Source organism: Bacillus sp. USDA818B3_A (assembly GCF_009928415.1).
GTDB lineage: Bacteria > Bacillota > Bacilli > Bacillales > Cytobacillaceae > Neobacillus.
The window spans coordinates 489814-508848 of the sequence record NZ_JAABNN010000001.1 but is presented as its reverse complement, the minus strand read 5'-3'; the positions used below and the strand labels follow the sequence as shown (position 1 = coordinate 508848).

At 37.9% G+C, this 19035-nt stretch carries 15 protein-coding genes; 9 read left to right on the top strand and 6 right to left on the bottom strand.

Annotated features, from left to right (window positions below; genetic code table 11):
- Positions 1-12 precede the first annotated feature (12 nt).
- Complete coding sequence (locus GXK58_RS02355; protein ID WP_160719471.1) at positions 13-543, top strand: TetR/AcrR family transcriptional regulator; 531 nt, start codon at positions 13-15, stop codon at positions 541-543.
- Between the two features lie 180 nt (positions 544-723).
- A complete protein-coding gene (locus tag GXK58_RS02350; RefSeq protein ID WP_160719469.1) occupies positions 724-3807 on the top strand; it encodes an MMPL family transporter in 3084 nt (1027 codons plus the stop codon).
- A 176-nt stretch (positions 3808-3983) separates the two neighbouring features.
- Here GXK58_RS02350 and GXK58_RS02345 read toward each other — a convergent pair whose 3' ends face one another.
- The 3 genes from GXK58_RS02345 to GXK58_RS02335 are packed head-to-tail and all read right to left on the bottom strand — an operon-like array spanning position 3984 to position 7034.
- The gene (locus GXK58_RS02345) at positions 3984-5075 is read right to left on the bottom strand and encodes a Gfo/Idh/MocA family protein (RefSeq protein WP_160719468.1); all 1092 of its coding nucleotides are present in this window, start codon (positions 5073-5075) and stop codon (positions 3984-3986) included.
- 35 nt (positions 5076-5110) lie between these two features.
- On the bottom strand, positions 5111-5848 hold the full coding sequence (locus GXK58_RS02340) for a ThuA domain-containing protein (protein WP_160719467.1): 738 nt from the start codon (positions 5846-5848) through the stop codon (positions 5111-5113).
- Between the two features lie 25 nt (positions 5849-5873).
- Entirely contained in the window at positions 5874-7034 is a 1161-nt protein-coding gene (locus tag GXK58_RS02335) for a Gfo/Idh/MocA family protein (RefSeq protein ID WP_160719465.1), read from the bottom strand.
- Positions 7035-7224: 190 nt separating this feature from the next.
- On the opposite strand from GXK58_RS02335, the gene GXK58_RS02330 reads away from it, so the two are divergent.
- The 3 genes from GXK58_RS02330 to GXK58_RS02320 all read left to right on the top strand — a co-directional run bounded on the left by GXK58_RS02330 (position 7225) and on the right by GXK58_RS02320 (position 10932).
- On the top strand, positions 7225-8061 hold the full coding sequence (locus GXK58_RS02330; RefSeq protein WP_160719464.1) for a helix-turn-helix domain-containing protein: 837 nt from the start codon (positions 7225-7227) through the stop codon (positions 8059-8061).
- 159 nt (positions 8062-8220) lie between these two features.
- A complete protein-coding gene (locus tag GXK58_RS02325) occupies positions 8221-9888 on the top strand; it encodes a glycerol-3-phosphate dehydrogenase/oxidase (RefSeq protein ID WP_160719462.1) in 1668 nt (555 codons plus the stop codon).
- Positions 9889-10152: 264 nt separating this feature from the next.
- The gene (locus GXK58_RS02320) at positions 10153-10932 is read left to right on the top strand and encodes a Cof-type HAD-IIB family hydrolase (protein ID WP_160719461.1); all 780 of its coding nucleotides are present in this window, start codon (positions 10153-10155) and stop codon (positions 10930-10932) included.
- Positions 10933-11019: 87 nt separating this feature from the next.
- On the opposite strand, the gene GXK58_RS02315 is transcribed toward GXK58_RS02320, so the two are convergent.
- Positions 11020-11796, bottom strand: coding sequence for a M15 family metallopeptidase (locus GXK58_RS02315; protein WP_237389531.1), 777 nt, complete (start codon positions 11794-11796; stop codon positions 11020-11022).
- Positions 11797-12158: 362 nt separating this feature from the next.
- Between GXK58_RS02315 and GXK58_RS02310 the strand changes: the two genes are divergently transcribed.
- From GXK58_RS02310 to hprK, 3 genes are all read left to right on the top strand, one after another.
- Positions 12159-12992 (top strand): C39 family peptidase, encoded by an 834-nt coding sequence (locus tag GXK58_RS02310; RefSeq protein ID WP_160719459.1) that lies wholly within the window; start codon positions 12159-12161, stop codon positions 12990-12992.
- 333 nt (positions 12993-13325) lie between these two features.
- On the top strand, positions 13326-14123 hold the full coding sequence (locus tag GXK58_RS02305) for a fumarylacetoacetate hydrolase family protein (protein ID WP_160719457.1): 798 nt from the start codon (positions 13326-13328) through the stop codon (positions 14121-14123).
- Positions 14124-14294: 171 nt separating this feature from the next.
- Complete coding sequence (gene hprK, locus GXK58_RS02300; protein ID WP_160719455.1) at positions 14295-15218, top strand: HPr(Ser) kinase/phosphatase; 924 nt, start codon at positions 14295-14297, stop codon at positions 15216-15218.
- 147 nt (positions 15219-15365) lie between these two features.
- Here the strand turns inward: hprK and GXK58_RS02295 are convergent, their stop codons facing one another.
- The gene (locus tag GXK58_RS02295) at positions 15366-16520 is read right to left on the bottom strand and encodes an MFS transporter (RefSeq protein ID WP_160719454.1); all 1155 of its coding nucleotides are present in this window, start codon (positions 16518-16520) and stop codon (positions 15366-15368) included.
- A 140-nt stretch (positions 16521-16660) separates the two neighbouring features.
- Entirely contained in the window at positions 16661-17302 is a 642-nt protein-coding gene (locus GXK58_RS02290; RefSeq protein WP_160719453.1) for a GntR family transcriptional regulator, read from the bottom strand.
- A gap of 333 nt (positions 17303-17635) precedes the next feature.
- Between GXK58_RS02290 and GXK58_RS02285 the strand changes: the two genes are divergently transcribed.
- The gene (locus GXK58_RS02285; protein WP_160719452.1) at positions 17636-18991 is read left to right on the top strand and encodes an MFS transporter; all 1356 of its coding nucleotides are present in this window, start codon (positions 17636-17638) and stop codon (positions 18989-18991) included.
- Positions 18992-19035 lie beyond the last annotated feature (44 nt).

Here is a 19035-nt window from a genome sequence, read left to right as displayed (position 1 = left end):
AGGATGTTTATGATGAACTATACAACAGAACGTACAAGACGCCTAATCATACAAAGCTTTATTCATGTTCTTCAAACCAAACGTTTTTCTTCCATCACGATTCAGGATATATGTGATAACGCCTTAATTCATCGGACAACGTTTTATCGTTATTATGTAGATAAATATAGCCTGCTTAAAGATTTTATTTATCATTTATCTGAAGAGATTATTAAATTGAATAAGCAATCAAACACAGACACTTTTAAGTTACTTGTTGATTATGTCGAGGAAAATTTCGTCCTATTTGAAAATACGTTATTAGGGTCAGACGGGCATATTTTATTCAAAAGCATGGTTAAGATTGCAAGTGATATCTTACGGGAGCATTCAAAAACCGAGGATGATCCCATTTCTAAGAAAATCAATCAGTCCAAGTATCCTGATGTTATTTGTGAGTTATATGCCACATCATTTATGACTATCTTACAGAATTGGATTAGTAAGGAATATAATTATCAGAAAGACGAGCTGTTCGAAATCTTTAATCAGGTAATGAATTAATAATACAAATTGCTTTAAATGTATTATTTTAACACGCTCGTACTTTTTTGCACTTTGAACCCATCCCTTCACCTTGCTATAGTGACTATTGTGAAAAAGAATTTTTTGATGTTTTATGTTTTCTGAGAGAAACCAGCAGGGATTTAAACATTGAAAAACAGCAATGGGAGGAGCCGTAAGGTGAAAACAATCATAAAAGGCCGTTGGGCTATTTTTGCAATATGGTTGATTGCAACAATATTGCTTACAGTCATTCAACCAGACATCAATGCCATTCTTCGCGAGAAAGGGCAGCAAGGAACGAGTAATAACAGTCCTTCAGTCATAGCAGATAATATCCTTAAAAAGATGGATACTACTAAGGGCACGAATAACCTCATCGTTTTTTATGATAAGAATAAAATTTCAAATGATGAAATGAAACAAATAGGTGAGGCCGTTAAATCGATTAGTGGTAACAGCAATGAGCTGGGTATTACCGATATGATCGATCCCTTCAGTATGCCCGAAGCAAAAAGCTCACTAGTTTCTAAAGATGGCACAACGGTTATGGTGAGCTTTAAGCTTGATAAAAAAGGAAGAGAAGTAGACGACCTGCAAAAAGAGTTTGATAGCAAACTAAAGTCAGTACCTGTCCAATACTATCTGAGCGGGGAGGACTTTATTAATAACGATTATCTGAAGGCGTCATTAACAGGAGTTGAAAAAAGTGCTGCATTGACCGTTATCTTTATTTTAGTCGTACTGATCATTGCCTTTAGGTCAGTAGTTACGCCTTTAGTATCCTTAGTGACAGTGGCCTTTTCTTATCTAGTTTCCATGGGAATTGCTGCTCAATTAATAGATAAAGCCGGATTTCCAATCACAAGTCTTACTCAAATGCTTTTGGTACTAATCCTTTTTGGTATCGGTACTGACTACAACATCCTATTGTTTAATCGATTTAGGGAAGAACTTTCTCATGGTCACTCGATAGATGACGCAATCGTAAATACCTATAAAACGGCAGGAAAGACAATTGCTTATAGCATACTAACTGTATTTATTGCATTCCTAGCACTTGTTTTTGCTGAATCTCCAATATATAAATCGGGTGTGGTTGTGGCGATTGGTGTAACCATTCTGTTACTTGAAATGGTAACCTTAACACCTTTTATGATGAAAGTTTTAGGTAAAAAACTTTTCTGGCCTTCTAAGAATGCCGGTGGTCATAAGGAAAACAAGTTTTGGGGGGTGTCTTCATCCTTTGCAACCAAGCGTCCGATTATCTCAACAGTCATTATTCTTTTGGCATTAGTTCCAATGGTGTACTTTCATCAGGAAAAGCTGAACTTTGATACCATCGGGGAACTTGGTAATAAATATCCTTCTACCAAAGGATTTAATATAATAGCGGACCATTTTGGCAAAGGGCAAGCAATGCCTGCCACTGTTGTTATTGAAAATAGTGAAGCACTAAATACAAATGAATCACTGACAGTAATTGATGATTTAACAGAAAGTTTAAAAGCTATTGACGGAGTAAAGCAAGTTTCTTCGGTTACACAGCCACAGGGAAAACAAATTGAAGGGTTTTACGTTGACAGTCAAATGGAGTCTGTTACAGATGGAATTTCAAAAACACAAAGTGGTGTCGACCAAATAAATGAGGGATTAAAGCAGGCACAAGAAAAGCTTGCCTCGGCAGACTTCTCACAGGTTAGCCAAATGGTTGACGGGACTGCCGAGCTTCAAAATGGTATGGCAGCCTTAACCGATGGATTAAAGCAAATCCAAGCTGGTATTGATGGCGGGTCGAGTAATTCACAAACAATTAGTAACGGAATGGCTGTCATTCAAACGAATCTCACAAAGATGAGCGGCGGGGTAGCCGTATTAGCTGATAATTATGGAAAGATGCAGTCCGGTTATTCTGAGATGGGAACTCACTACCAAGCGGCAGCGCAGGCACTTCTGGGTGTAAAATCTGCACTCTCTCAAATGCAATTAATGGTGGCAGCTTTAGGCGACAGTTATTCAGATTCGAATAGCGATCCTAATTACCAAGGATTAAAGCAAACAATCAATCAGCTATCATCATCATTAAGTCAAATAACACCAGAAGGCATAAGCACGTTGAATAAAAATTATAATACGGTAACTGCCGGCTTTGCTGAAGCAAATAAAAATCTAGGAAGCATTAGCAGTGGTTTATCACAAATGGCGGATGGGCTGAAAAAACTTGAAGCTGGACTTGGAAAAGCCTCTTCCGGAATAGGTACAATCGTAACTAATATGAACCGAGTAACCGATGGGCTTGGTCAAATGAAAGCTGGTCAGCAGCAGCTGGCAGATGGTTTAAATGGTTTCAGTGTCTTTGGAGAAAAGCTTTCTGAGGTAAATGGCGGGTTAGAACAAATTTCTGATGGAATAGGACAGACCAATGGTTTCTTATCGCAATATAAAACGAATAAAACTTTCTTTATTCCTAAGGAAGCATTGACGGACAAGGACTTTAAAAAATCATTAGACACGTTTATGTCCGATGACAGAAAGATTACTAAGATGCTGATTGTTTTGGAAGATGATCCTTATTCGAAAGAGGCATTAAGTACAATCAATAAAATTAATGCGACTGCTTCTAGTGTCCTTAAAGGCACTGATCTTTCAGATGCGAAATCTGGTACATCAGGTCCAAGTGCAACTACAAATGATACAAATAAAATATTAAGCCGGGATTTGAACAGAACGACTACTATCGTTATTATCGGAGTATTGCTGGTACTGTTCTTTGTTATAAGATCTTTCTGGACACCAGTTGTCATAACGGCGTCCCTTGTTGGGGCATACTATGCAGCCATGTTCATTATCAATTATATTTTCATAGATATACAGGGGCTTGAAGGTATTTCTTCCTTCGTTCCATTCTTCTCTTTCATCATTATTGTAGCTCTGGGAGTGGACTATAGTATATTCCTAATGATGCGTTTTAAAGAATACGGCCATATGGCACCGCAAGATGCGATTGTGCTCGCTTCAAGGCATATAGGCGGGGTAATTATTTCAGCAGTCATTATACTTGGAGGCACGTTTGCCACGCTAATGCCTTCTGGACTAGTGCTTTTATCTGAATTAGCAATCGCTGTTATTGCAGGACTAATCTTGCTTTGCTTTGTTCTTCTGCCTATCTTTTTACCAGCTATGATTGCTTTGCCAGATGCGCTTGCCAATTTATCTTCTAAAAAAAGAAAAGATGAAATAGATTATGGGGAAAAAGCAATATAAGAACGAAGCAAGCTCAAATTAGATTTTTGAAACAAACTATTAAAAAAGCCGATTAACTTTCTATTTCGAAAGGCAATATCGGCTTTTTTGTTTGTACATTTGAGAATTGCTTATTCTATCTAATTAATACTAAAAAAGGCTCCCCAAAAATGAGGCAGCCTAGTAACAATCATAACTTATTTCTGCAATTCAAATGTAACCGATTCAGGGCGTTTACAGGTACTTTCCATTGTATAGTGAATACCACTATCAGAGGAATCATGGAATCCATGCATCGCTTCTAAAACATGGTACGCTAATTCGCCATTAGCTCGATAGTCCCCGCCTTCGAGAATCGCTTTGGCCATATCAGCCACACCAAGTCCTCTACTGTTTTGCGCGTGGCCGTATGCTAGAGGAACCTCTTTAAATTCATTTTCATCACGTTTCCTGATCTTAACAGGGCCGCCGAACGTATTTGGATCAGGAACAAGTAAGGTTCCTTCACTTCCATAAATTTCAATCGGAGGAAGGGATGTACCGCCAAACGCATCAAAGCTGGTCGTAATGTTTCCAATAACCCCTGATGCAAAATCAATTACACCTGAGATGTGGGTAGGGATGGACACATCAATTTTCGTCCCCGCTTTTGGCTGGCTAAGTATGGTTCTCTCAGGATAACTTATACGGGTCAAACCAGCAATTCGCTTAATTGGTCCTAATAGAGCCACTAATGCTGTTAAGTAATAAGGACCCATATCAAACATTGGCCCGCCGCCAAAATCATAATAGAAGGCAGGGTCTGGATGCCAATGTTCGTGTCCGCGGCAAATCATGAATGCAGATGCTCCGATAGGTACACCAATTTCACCTTGCTCTATCAAGTGAATAGCCGTTTGTACACCAGCACCTAAGAAAGTGTCAGGTGCACTGCCGACAAGAAGATTATGTTTCTTCGCCGTTTCTAAGATTTGTCTACCTTCCTCACGTGTTACAGCAAGTGGTTTTTCTGTATACACATGCTTGCCTGCTTCCAGTGCCTGAATGCAGACATCAGCGTGTGCTTTTGGAATGGTTAAATTGATCACAAGTTGGATCTCTGGGTCAGATAAAAGCTCCTCTACAGAGCAAGCTTTTGGAATATCGAACTTTTCAGCCTGAGATTGGGCCCGCTTTAAATCTAGATCAGCACAGGCAACAAGCTCAAGGTGGGGGAACTTCGGACAGTTTTCCATATAAATCGAACTAATATTTCCACAACCAATGATACCAATTTTAAGTTTTTTCATAAGTGCTCCTCCTAGTATAGAAATTAGTGACTTTCTTATTGGCTGTCTCCCATTCCAGTATAAGTACGAACATTACCATAAATAGAATCTGCATCGAATTTTTCGGCTCGTTTCTTTCCTTCAGCAGCCCACAAGAATCCACGCCGCATCATAAGAGATACTTCAGGCATGGCAACAATGTTCGCCTGATGGCCTAAAGAGTTATAGAACACATTTCCAAGACCCCAGCGTTTGGTCCAGACAACAGGCATATCGACTGCTTTGTTGGCAGAATGCGGACCATGGAACACTGGAAACCGAGTTGTAGCTAACACTTCAACAGCTGGATCAAAGTGAAGATAATATTGCTCGCTAGAAACTTTAAAATCAGAAATTCCTTCTAATAGGGGACTGGAGGACTGCTTGATGTTTACCGTGTATTCCACCCCATCATTACCAGGATGGGCAACCCAATTTCCACCCGTGATAAATTGCCAGTCTACATTGTTACGGAAAGAGTCACACATTCCACCATGGCATCCGGCTAAACCAACTCCTGCAGCAATTGCTTCAGAGATATTCAAAACATACTTTCTTTCAATTTCTCCCATCGTCCAATGTGGGATGATTAAATCCAAGGATTTCAACTTTTCTTTATCATCATATGAATCTAGTGAATTGGATACTTCTACTTGGAAGTTTTCTTCTTCAAGGATTCCTTTAAAAATGTCTGCTACCTGCTCGGGCTGATGTCCATCCCAGCCGCCCCAAACGATCAATGCGCTTTTTTTCATGTTAAAGCACTCCTTTATTTATAGATTAGACGTCAGAAATTCGAATCCATTGGCGTTTCTCAATCGATAAATCAACCGCTTCCAAAACCTCTTGACACTTTACGCCATCACGGAAGTTTGGAACAGGCTGACGATCTTCACGGAAAGACTCCATAAGTTCAACTACTTCGTGAATAAACGTGTGCTCGTAGCCGATCGTATGTCCAGGCGGCCACCAGTTTTCTGCGAAAGCGTGAGCTGGGTCAGTTGCTAAGACACGGCGGAAGCCTTGTACATCTTCTCTGTCATCAGTAAAATAAACTTGTAGTTCATTTAACCTCTCAAAGTCGAAGATGACACTTCCTTTACTGCCATTAATCTCAAAAGAATTCGTACAGCGATGGCCTGCAGCAAAACGTGTGGCTTCAAAGCTTCCTAAGGCTCCGTTTGCAAAACGAGCTAAGAAAAGGGTAGCGTCATCCACGGTTACTGGGCCTTTTTCACCGCTATCGCTGCCTTTTGCCGATAAACCAGTCATCTCGGAAGGAATTGGCCGTTCTTTAATAAATGTTTCGCTCATACCGATGACCTCTGTCATATCGCCAATTAGGTAGTGGGCCAAATCAATCAAATGGGCCCCAAGGTCGCCGTGAGAACCCGAACCTGCCACTTCTTTTTGAAGTCTCCATGCAAGCGGGAAGTTTGGATCTACGAGCCAGTCTTGTAAAAACCAGGCCCTGAAATGATAGATTTCACCTAATTTGCCTTCATCCAATAATTTTTTCGCCAGCATAACAGCAGGGGCAAAGCGATAGTTAAAACCAACCATATGTTTAACTCCAGCAGCCTCAACAACTTCAAGCATTTCTCTAGAGTCTTTTAATGTAAGCGCTAACGGTTTTTCGCAAAAAACATGCTTGCCTGCCTGTGCAGCAGCAATCGTTATTTCCTTATGTGCATCACTAGGAGCATTGATATCGATTAAATCAATGTCTGATCTTTCTAAGAGACTCTTCCAGTCGGTTGCATACTCGTCCCAGCCGAATTGCTTGGCGGCTTGAGCGACACCGTTTTCATCACGGCCGCAAATGACTTTCATTTCAGGATGAACAGTCTTCGGGAAAAATAGGGGAAGATCTTTGTAAGCATGACTGTGTGCCTTGCCCATAAATTTATAGCCAACCATGCCAATTCTAAGTTTATCCATCGTTATCTCCTTTTTTATTTAGTAGTTTTAAGGACAGGATCAATATAGAATAAGAAACAATACCTCTGTACTGCCAAATGGAAATCTTTGTTTCTATTATTGCAAATGTATCATTTCTCTGATTGACACTACAAGATAAAACTTATATAATCCTAGACAAAATTTATCTTTTTTGAGAGGGATATCTAAAATGTTATTATATGAACCCCACCATTTTGATTTAATATCAAATTTTGAAGTTATTAATTTGAATTTTCCAAGCCATCTCCACCGTTGCTTTGAATTAATATATATCGTTGATGGGGAAATGGAGATCGTGATAGAACAGCGAAGTTTTTATTTACATACTGGACAATACTTATTAATATTACCGAATGAGGTTCATTCGATTGTTACAAAATCACAATCTAGAGCAAAAATATGTATTTTTTCACCTGATTATGTGCCAACCTATCAAAGGATGATAGAAAATAGAACTCTAGAAAATCCCATTTTTGGCCTGTCTATGGAAGCTGAAATCCTTATTTCTAAAACACTCTTTAAAAATGATCTTAATCTATTAGAACAAAAAGCCAGTCTTTATTTATTATTATCTGAGCTAATGGCACAAACCATTCTCATTAAAACAGAGAAAAAAGACTCAGAATTGCTCCACACCTTGCTGACCTACATACAGGAACACTTTACTGAAGCGATCACTCTAAACAGTATCGCTGTTACGTTAGGATATAGTTATAATTATCTGTCCAAATATTTTAATGCGAGTGTGAAAACGTCTTTTACAGATTTTTTGAATGGAACTCGAATCAGTTATGCTTGTAATCTCCTAAGAACAACAGAAAAAAGCATTACGGAGATTGCGTATCTTTGTGGTTATGAAAACATACGTTCATTTAATCGGAATTTTATTAAGAAAACATTATGTACACCCAAAGAATACCGAGAAAAGATACCTTTAATGTATCTAGATCTCCATCCAGTCCATAGAATGACTACTTCCAATCATTCAAATTTTTCAATACGATAAGTTAAGTAATAAACTTTGGGTATTGAATATATATGTAATATAAATGAACTTCTAATGTAACGAGGTCAAAACAAAGTTGTAGCTCTTGCTATAATGCAGTTTTGACCTCTTTTTCTTCTCAAACACGAATTATGTACCTCACTATAGGAGGAAGCACAAATGGCAGAATTATTTTCAAGCTTAACAAGAGAAGACCGGCTGAAAATCATGTCAGAGGAAGAATATGATCTACTTGTTATTGGAGGGGGAATCACCGGGTCCGGAATTTCGTTGGATGCCTCCTTGCGTGGAATGAAAGTCGCTCTGGTGGAAATGCAGGACTTTGCAGCCGGTACCTCTAGTCGTTCAACAAAGCTTGTACATGGAGGGTTACGTTATTTAAAGCAATTTCAAGTTGGCCTGGTTGCAGAAGTAGGGAAAGAGCGGGCCATTGTCTATGAAAATGGCCCCCATGTCACCACACCAGAATGGATGCTCCTCCCACTCTATAAAGGAGGAACATTCGGTCCCTTGAGTACATCCATCGGTTTACGAGTTTATGATTTTTTGGCAGGGGTGAAAAAATCTGAACGTCGCAGCATGCTGTCTCGAACAGAAACAATCCAAAAAGAACCGCTTATTAAACAAGAGGGACTTATGGGCGGAGGGTATTATGTAGAATACCGCACGGATGATGCCCGCTTAACGATGGAAGTTCTTAAAGCAGCCTTTCAAAATAAAGCAAACCTTCTCAATTATGTAAAAGCAGAGGAGTTTATTTATGAAAATAATGTGATTATCGGGGTCAAAGCACGGGATGTCTTTACAAACCAAGTCATAACCATTCGGGCTAAAAAAGTGGTAAATGCAGGCGGACCCTGGGTAGATCACATTCGGAAAAAAGATTATGTTAGGAACAATAAACAGTTACGTTTAACAAAAGGTGTCCACTTAGTGATAGACCAGTCTGTTTTTCCGCTGCGGCAAGCTGTATATTTTGATACACCAGACGGCCGGATGGTTTTCGCGATCCCGCGTGATGGGAAAACCTATGTGGGAACAACGGATACGTTTTATGAGAGTGATCCATCACAACCTAAAATGCTGGCAGAAGACCGTGAATATATCTTAAACGCAATCCATTTCATGTTTCCTGAGGTAAGGGTTAAAAACGAAGACATTGAGTCGAGCTGGGCAGGGGTCCGTCCCTTAATATATGAAGAAGGGAAGGATGCCTCAGAAATATCCCGAAGAGATGAAATTTGGGAAGCGGAAAGCGGTCTAATCACCATTGCGGGTGGAAAGCTAACTGGGTATCGCCAGATGGCAGAATCGGCCATGGATCGGATTGTTAAGCGCCTTAGGGAGCAGGGAATCATATTTAAAAAGTCAGAAACCAAAAACTATCCTATTTCAGGTGGAAATGTTGGAGGTTCTAAGGGGTTTAAGCAGTATATGACTCTAAAAGAACAGGAAGCAACTGAATATGGTTTCACGAAAGAGGAAGGGTGTCAGTTAGTCCAAAGATATGGTTCGAATGTAGATAAGGTTTTCCTTTACGCAGAAACTTATAATGCAATGGAAAAGGTAAACTTATCACGGATGGTTTATGTACAACTAATGTACTCCATTGAACATGAAATGGCTGTCACTCCTTTAGATTTTTTTATCCGCCGTACTGGAGCTCTATTTTTCAATATTGAATGGGTCCATACTTGGAAGGAGGAGGTAATTACGTTCATGGGGGATCAATTTGGTTGGAGTAAAACCATAAGGGCTCAATATAAAGCGGAATTGGAAAAAGAGTTAAAAGATGCGGTCATTCCTGTGGATTTACAACATAACTAGGTCATCAAATAGATTCTAATACAAACTGAAAAGCTTACTAGATTGATTCTAATGTTTGATATGAAATCACACAAAAATTAGGTTGACTTGGATAGTTCGTTTGAAACGACTAATAGAGTCAGCCTCTTTTTCATCAAATATAATAATGAGAAAACCTGAATCATTCTCCCAAACATCAGTGAGAAATATTTGATTTGTCAGATGCCTCAAGATATAGTTTAAAGTACTGAACAAAAAAACATAGAAAGTTGGGATGGAACTCAAATGATTGATAAAAGCATTATATTTTTTGATATTGATGGAACCTTGCTAAACCATGATAAAAAATTGCCTCTTTCTACAAAAGAATCGATTTTTAAATTAAAGGAACTTGGACATGAAGTAGCGATTGCGACTGGACGAGCCCCTTTTATGTTTGAGGATTTGCGAGAAGAATTAGACATTCATACATATGTTAGTTATAACGGGCAATATGTGGTGCTAAAAGGGGAAGAATTATACCGAAATCCATTAAAAATCTCTTCTCTTGAAAAGCTAACAGAAACTGCACTGCAAAACAATCATCCAGTCGTCTTTATGGACCATGAGGATATGAGGGCGAATGTGCCAGAACATAGTTATATTAAAGAAAGTATTAGTACATTAAAAATAGGCCGTTTTCCAATTCATGATCCACATTATTATAAAGGGCGGGAGCTATTTCAAACGCTCCTGTTTTGTCCAGAAGGAGAAGAAAAACAATACGAACAGGAATTCAATGATTTTGATTTTGTCAGATGGCATCCTGTTTCTGTCGATGTACTTCCAAAGGGCGGATCTAAGGCTCAAGGAATTAAAAAAGTTGTGGAAAGCTTAGGGATACCTGAGGATCGCCAATACGCTTTTGGTGATGGGCTCAATGATATGGAAATGCTCACAGCAATCAGAAATAGTGTAGCAATGGGAAATGCCGAAGAAATAGTAAAGTCAGCCGCCAAATATGTAACAAAATCAGTTGAGGATGATGGAATTTTCCATGGTCTTCAGATGGTGGGGCTGTTATAATTTGATCCACATTTACTTAAAAACCGAAAGGATAGAGTTTTTTTAACTTTATTCTTTCGGTTTTTTTATTGAAAAAAATGATTCTCTTTAGTTAGTGATAGGAATGGCATTGTAGTACTCTTCCAGCGTTATTCCCTGACCCATAATTGTTTTGGCAAGGGAGGTACCTACGTAGCGGAGATGCCATGGTTCGTATTTGTAACCGGTTATCGGCTTTTTGTTGTCAGGATAGCGGATAATAAATCCATAGTCAGCGGCATGATCTTGGATCCATTTTGCCTCTTTTGTACCTGCAAAGCAATCTTCTGCCGCGCATTTCCCGCTGCCGCCAGTCACATCAATCGCTAGGCCCGTTTCATGTTCACTGGTACCAGGCAAAGCTGAATAGTTTAATGCATTTTGATAACCATCCTGGTTTTCGTAGTATTTAAATAATTCAGCTTGAGATTGGTAGGAACGATAAGCTGAAACCCCGAGAAGCGAAATTCCTTGTTCGCTTGCCCCTGTAAATAACTTTTCTATGGCGCTCGAGGCTTCACTCCTCATTTTTCGTTTTTCTATTTGGTTATCAATAAATGATATATTGGGCGTGACCAAATCACTTGGTTCATATCCGTCCGGCAATTTATTTTGCTTATTAATAAGTACAGTGATACTTTCCGGATTCTGAACGACCTCAACATCGTCAGAATCATTCGAGTAAGTAATCTTTGGAGTCGAACTAGCAGCTACCTGCGAAACAGAGACAGCCGTTTTATTGGTGGAATTCGTATTTTCTTCAACTGCCTGCTTATTTTGAAGGCAGCCAGTTATTGTAAATAAAATAGATACATTGCATATCAGGAAGAAGCTTTTTTTTATCACAGCTAATTACTACCTCTTTTCCAATATCCTTCCTTGAACTCTCGAAGAAAGAATTTTTCTAAAATAATTTAAAGGTTTGAATGTTCCTTTTGTTTAATGCTCGGAGTCTTCTATTAACCTAGGTCATTCTATGAAACCCTTCTTAATTTCTTCTTAATAATTAATCTTGTGGAAATAATCAGTATTCCAATATAGTTATAGTTTTTGTTCGGTTATAAACCTTGTAATGTTTTCAGACTTAAATATGTGTATACCCATAATTTTGAAAGGTAACTAAAAATTTTTAAGTTTAGATTAAGGTTGGGATGATAGGATTCTAGTTGTTGTAGTTTCCGCTTCAGAGTAAGAGAGGGGTAAATTCATTGAGGTTAAAAATTATTGCTGTTTTATATGCATTAGGGATACTTATTAGTGTTGGGTATGTGAAAGCAAAAAATATAGATTCTGCCACTACCAATACGACAACCGAAAATAGTAGTGAAACGACAGAAAGCAATCAAGCAGAACAAAAGGATACTAGTGAATCTGAGTCAACTTCTGATTCAACTCAGGAAAATAAGGATCAGAATGAAACAGAAACCCAAACAGAAATCCAGGCTCAGAATGGTAAAATTGTCATCAATAGTGTGCCGCTTATCCAACAGATGCCAGAATTACCGCGCGGATGTGAAGTGACTAGTTTAGCTATGCTTCTTAAGTCAGCAGGTGTTTCAGTTGATAAAATGACACTGGCTAGTGAAATAAATACCATTCCTTTTCGTGATGAAAATGGCATGAATGGAAATCCTAATGTAGGGTTTGTGGGTGATATCTATTCGTTCGATAATCCGGGATACGGGGTATATCATGGTCCGATTGCAGACTTAGCTGAGAGCTATTTGCCAGGAAGAATAATAGATTTAACCGGTCAAAGTATTGACTCTGTCTATAATATGATTAAACAAGGATCCCCTGTGTGGGTTATCACTAATTCAAGATTTGCATCACTTCCCGAAAGTGAATTTTCCGTTTGGAATACAGCGACCGGGAGTGTTCAAATTACTTATCGAGAACATAGTGTTTTAGTAGTTGGCTATGACGATAATTACGTCTATCTCAACGATCCTTTAGCGGACCAAGCATATAAGGCTGTTTCAAGAGATAGTTTTGAAGAATCATGGGTTCAAATGGGAAGTCAAGCGATAAGTTATCAATAAAATGCAAGCATCTTTATTAAGCCAGTAAACAAATTGAAAAAAAGACTATTAGGATTCTATCTTGATAGTCTTTTGGTTGTTCTCCAAACATTTGAAACTAATTTTTCTATGCCTATCTTTTTCTTTTTGGTTCATAATACATTGACATAAATGGAAACGTATTCTATAATATAATTGTTAAACAATAATGGTTAACAATTTGTTAATTTAGCAAGTAACATAGTTTGTGAGACAGGATTCCGATTAATAACCAATGCTCTTTTATGGATGGTACATCTTTTTTTTGAAGCGTCATAGCTGCGATAGTAATAGTTAAACGGGGGATTGTTTCTTATGGAAATAAAACTACTACAAAAAAAACAAACGATAGTTCGCTATGAAAATGGTAAGGTATTTTACGGAATTGTTGAGGATGACGAGATTCTTCAATTGACCAATAATTTTTCTGATATTGTAAACAATGAACTTACATTTGACGGTGCAAGAGTTAAATTGAGTGATGTGAAAATTTTAGAACCTGTAACACCCTCAAAAGTAATTAATTTTGGATGGACCTATGCAGGACACGCAAAAGAGACTGGAGGGATGGCTAATCTGAAGGAGCCGTTTTTATTTTTAAAACCTGCATCATCCCTTATTCCAAATAAGGGGGAAATCATCCTTCCTTCCAGCCATTTAACAAAGCAGGTCGAGATGGAAGGGGAAGTAGCACTCATCATAGGGAAGCGGGGCAAAAATATAAAAGAAGAAGACGCATTAGATTATATTTTTGGCTGTACCATATTTAATGATGTAACAGCAAGAGATCTCACAAAAGTCGACCCCCAATTTACACGCGGAAAAGGGTTTGACACTTTCGGGCCATTGGGTCCGTGGATTGTTAAAGGTTTGGACCCAACTAATTTACGCATAGTGACAACGTTAAACGGCAAAGTCGTCCAAGATGGAAATACGAAACAGATGTCTCTATCCATTCCCTACCTTATCAGTTGGGTATCACAAGTTATGACACTTGAACCGGGAGATGTTTTAGCCACTGGTTCACCTTCTGGCAGTTGTCCAATGAGTTCGGGTGACGTTGTATCAGTGGAAGTGGAGAAAATAGGAAAGCTATGTAATTACGTCGTATAGTAAGGGGATTTTTCTACAAATAAATGTCCATTCACTTTAAGGTTAATCACATTTCTGGTTGACCTTTTTTAGTGTTTAACTGCTGATTTTTTAAAAGACCTATATTTTCCTTTCGAAAGGATGATAAAATCATGTATAAGAAAGTGATTTAGGATGGAGTGTAGCATAACCGTGAAGATATTAACAATTGAAAATTTAGTCCGTAAATTTTCATTGAAAGTTTTGGCAGGAGAAAATCAATTACAACAAACCATTACACAATCCCGTTCGCATCGTCCGGGTTTAGAATTCGTAGGTCACTTTGATTTCTTTCCAACAGAACGTGTTCAAATTCTAGGTCGAAAAGAAATTACCTATTTGCATAAGTTGAGCATTGAGGAGCGGCAGATAAGAATCGGTAATATCGTTAAATACCATCCTCCTTGTTTTATTGTGACAGCAGGGCAGGAAGGTTTAACTTATTTAACTCAGTATTGTGTTGAAGAGGGGATCCCGTTGTTATGTACAAATGAGCCTCAATCAACTTCTGAATTTATTATGAAACTTGATGCGTATATGGTAAAAACATTAGCTCCAGAAATCGCTGTACACGGAGTTTGTATCAATGTGTATGGGATGGGCATTTTACTACGAGGAAAGTCAGGCATCGGAAAAAGTGAAATTGCTCATACCATGATTGGCAGAGGCCATAGATTAGTAGCTGATGATATCGTGGTGTTAAAAAAACTTAGTCCCCGAACCATTCTTGCCACGCATGACGGGAAAACGAGGGAATTTCTTGCTTTAAGAAGTGTAGGACTTTTGAATGTAGTCCGCTTATATGGAAGAAAAGCTTTTCAGGATGAAACGAGGATTGCCCTCGATATTGAACTGACTAAATGGGAAAAAAATTCCCTTCATAATGAATTGGATCACGAATCAAAATTCACGAAATATATGGATGTACGAATTCCTCATATTGAGATTCAACTCCAACCCGGACGGGATGTTGCGGGGTTAATTGAAGCTGCGGCAAATAACTGGCTTCTGAAGCAGGAAGGATATAGTGCTGCAGAAGAGTTTATGAGACGACTTGATTCTGAATTCAACAGTTAATACATTGCTGTGTTTAGCAAAAAGTAAAGTGACTGTTCCTTCCAAGAGTCAAACGCAAAGGGATAGACATTTTTATTACTAGAAAAGAAGGCTGAAAACGGGGTTGATTTTTCCTTTTTCAGCCTTGCTTTGTGCTCTCTGCTTTTCTTATAAATGGGTTGTCGCTGAATTGGTTTTCTTCTCATAAAGTGAATATCCGCTAACCAATAACAAGACAGCATTCGACCAGAATACAGGGAAAAAACCTAGAAGCGAGCCAACAGAACCAAATAAAATAGGAACAAGAAACTGAACCGTTTTGTTGACGGTCAAACGAATACCCAATACCTCTCCTGTACGTCCTTGAGGAGATCGATTATAAGCCATCACGATGGATAATGGCTGGCAGCAGCCCATTCCAAGACCCATAACGAATGAGATTACCATAAGGATCACTGCATGATCGAATATAGGGATGAAAAAGAAAGCAACGGCCGAGATGGTTAGGCAGCCCCCAAGAACAGTCTCTTCCTTAAATTTACGTAACATCCATTGCATTAGTAAGCGTGAAAGAATATAGGCAATTGCGTTACAGCTTACAATGACTCCTATGGTGGAAGCAGATAACCCAAGAGTTTTTCCGTAAATTGGGAAGTAGAATTCGTACAGTCCTACACCTGTTAAAATAATTCCACTGGTAATAAAGGTCTTGCGTAAAGATCGCTTTAGAAGCAGTTCAACAAAACTATTTTTCTGGTTTATTTCTTTTTTGATGGTCGTTGGAAAAGGAATGACCTTATGACAAAAGAATATTCCTGGAATGATGGAAATGATCCCTAATAACACGTATGTCACGGAGTATTGAAAATGGTCGATGGAGAATCCAGTAATTAAAGGGCCTAAAAAATTTGAGATGGAAACTCCAAGAGTGTATGCAGCAAAATATTTTGACCGGGTTTCTTCCGTACTTAGTGCTCCAATTAAATTTTGTAAGGTCACAATAGTGAATATTTGGCTTAACCCAAATAAAGATTGTGAGATGAGTAGAACAAATAATTGATTTTTAAAAAGATAAGGCAAGAAAAGTGCAACTCCTGTGCCAAACATGCCCAATATTATAGGCAAACGGAGACCGATTCGATCTGATAACCTTCCCGCATATGCAGCAAAAAGCATCGGAAACAAGGAACTCGATGAGACAATGAGGCCCAAGTAGGTCGAATCTGCGTGGAGGTTCATGGCATATAATGTTACTAAAATAGTATTCCCGCGTACACTTGTTTGATAGATAATTGACAATAAAACAACAATATATAGAATCATTCTCTCACGTCCAATTTACATGCTGTTAACTTCGAAAACTATATTGTTAAACAATTATGTCTCACAAATTAGTGTACTTCACTCTAAATTTTCTGTCAATAATGACTCCACAAAAAAAAGAGGGTCATTGCCCCCAATTGTTATACTAAAAAAGAGTAATTATCTACAATTGTTTTTCTTACGTTAGATACGTGAAACTTGACTGCATCTTCCGCCCATTTTCCATCTTTTGCTTTCATGGCGTTAAGTATTTTTTGATGTTCTTTGTAAGATTCTTGTGTCCTGCCTGGAACCAAGATAGTTTTGATCCGCAATCTTTGTAATTGTGTTTTTATTTTATTTACCATCTCTACAGCTTGCTTGTTTGTTGAAGCTTCGTAAATAATATTGTGGAAAAGAAGATTGCATTTAGAATATTCATCAAACCGATTGCTGTCTAAGTGTTCCTTCATGCTTTCAACTGTTTCTTCTAATTGCGTTATTTTTGTATCGCTAATATTTATGGCTGCTGTCTTCGCAATTAATCCTTCTAGTACTTCGCGAATCTCAAGGTAATTAATGATCTCATCCAGTGTAAATGACTTAATCGTTGCCCCCTTATTTTCTTCTAAAGTAACTAAATTCTCTTGCTCTAATTTCAATAAAGCCTTTTTGATCGTATTTCTACTAACACCAATTAATTCAGAGAGTTCACTTTCAACCAGTTTTTGTGAGGGCAAGAAAATTCCCTCCATTATTTTTTGTCTTATGAATTGATATGCAACTTCAGTTGGTCTGCTCATTCGATAACCTCATCTTTTATAAGAATTATTAAACAATATTTTTTGAGAAATTGTTCTTCTATTTATCTGTAATATACAGTTGAGACATTAATGGTGTCAATAAACAGAATTAATCTAGAGCCAAATACTGCAAACAAAAAGCTTTTTAATATTTATAGTTTTCAAAAAAATAAAATTGACACTACAAAACTGATAATTTATAATCAAGATTGTTAAACAAAATAGCTTAAAAAGATTTTATTAGGTTTAAATGAAGAATGAAGGGATGTTGTCATTTGTTAATTATCTAGCTCCAAAAAACGAACTAACTTTATTTTGAAAGGGGATTCAAAAATGTCAAGTAATTCTATTAAACATATTTTGGATGAAAGTAAATTTAACCGCTTTCATTTAGGTCTGCTGCTGTGGTGTCTATTTTTTGTATCATTTGAAGGCTACGATTTAGTTGTTTATGGCTCTGTTGTCCCATTCCTTACAAAAGAATGGGAGTTGTCACCTATACAAGCAGGTGTGATTGGAAGTTATGGCCTTTTCGGAATGATGTTTGGTTCTATTATTCTTAGTCTATTAGCCGATCGCTTTGGAAGAAAAAGCATCATTATTGTATCTGTTACTTTTTTTAGCATTTTTACTAGCATTTCTGGTTTTGCAACTGATGAGCAATTATTTTCTTGGTGCCGATTTTTAGCAGGAGTCGGATTCGGGGGTACGCTGCCAACCGTCATCTCTCTATTAACGGAATATATTCCTAAGTCTAGTAAAAACAAAGCAATCACCATTGCCTTGTGTGGAAATCAAGTGGGAGGTATCCTAGCACCATTAATTGGTGTGGCAGTATTTTCTTCGTTAGGCTGGCGTCCTGCGCTGTGGTTTTCAGTGATTCCGATTTTATTGCTTCCCTTAATCATTAAATACTTGCCGGAATCACCTCAATTTCTTATTCGTAAAGGAAAATTCGATTCTATAAAAGCAACGTTAGAGAAAATTGATCCGAACTATCAAGATCGTATGAAAGTTGAACAAACCACTATACTTGAGCCACCTGTTGAGCGCACTCCAATTATTGGTTTGTTTAAAAATAAGATGGGGTTAAGTACGGTACTATTCTGTATTGTTTATTTTATGGGATTATTAATGATTTATGGATTAAATACTTGGCTTCCTAAATTGATGCAAAGTGCAGGGTATCCATTAATCTCAAGTTTAGGCTTTGCCATTTTTCTAAATGGAGGAGCTTTAATTGGAACGATAATTATAGGAGTAATTGCAGACAAAAAGGGGTCAAAAAAGTTAATTACAGGATTATATGTAGTCGGTGCCATTTGTCTAGCTCTGCTAGGAATTAAGAGTAATATCTTCCTCCTTTACATGTTAATCGCGATTGCAGGGGTATGTACTATGGGGAATCAAAGCTTATTAAACGCTTTTGTTTCGCAATATTATCCAAATAATGTCCGCTCAACAGGTGTAGGACTAGCAAATGGAGTAGGAAGATTAGGCGGAATGTTAGGACCTACACTTGGAGGAGTCCTTTTATCTTTAAATGTACCAATTGGGTTATGCTTCTTAGTTTTTGCTTTGCCAGGGGTTTTCGCAGCAGTTTCTTTATTCTTAGTAAGAAAAAGCGGTCCACAGGTCGAGCCCGTCTCTTCAAAAAGCACGAAATTAAGTTCAACAAACCTTGGTTAATGGAAAGTCTAAAAGTCTATTAAATATTGACAGCACTTACAATA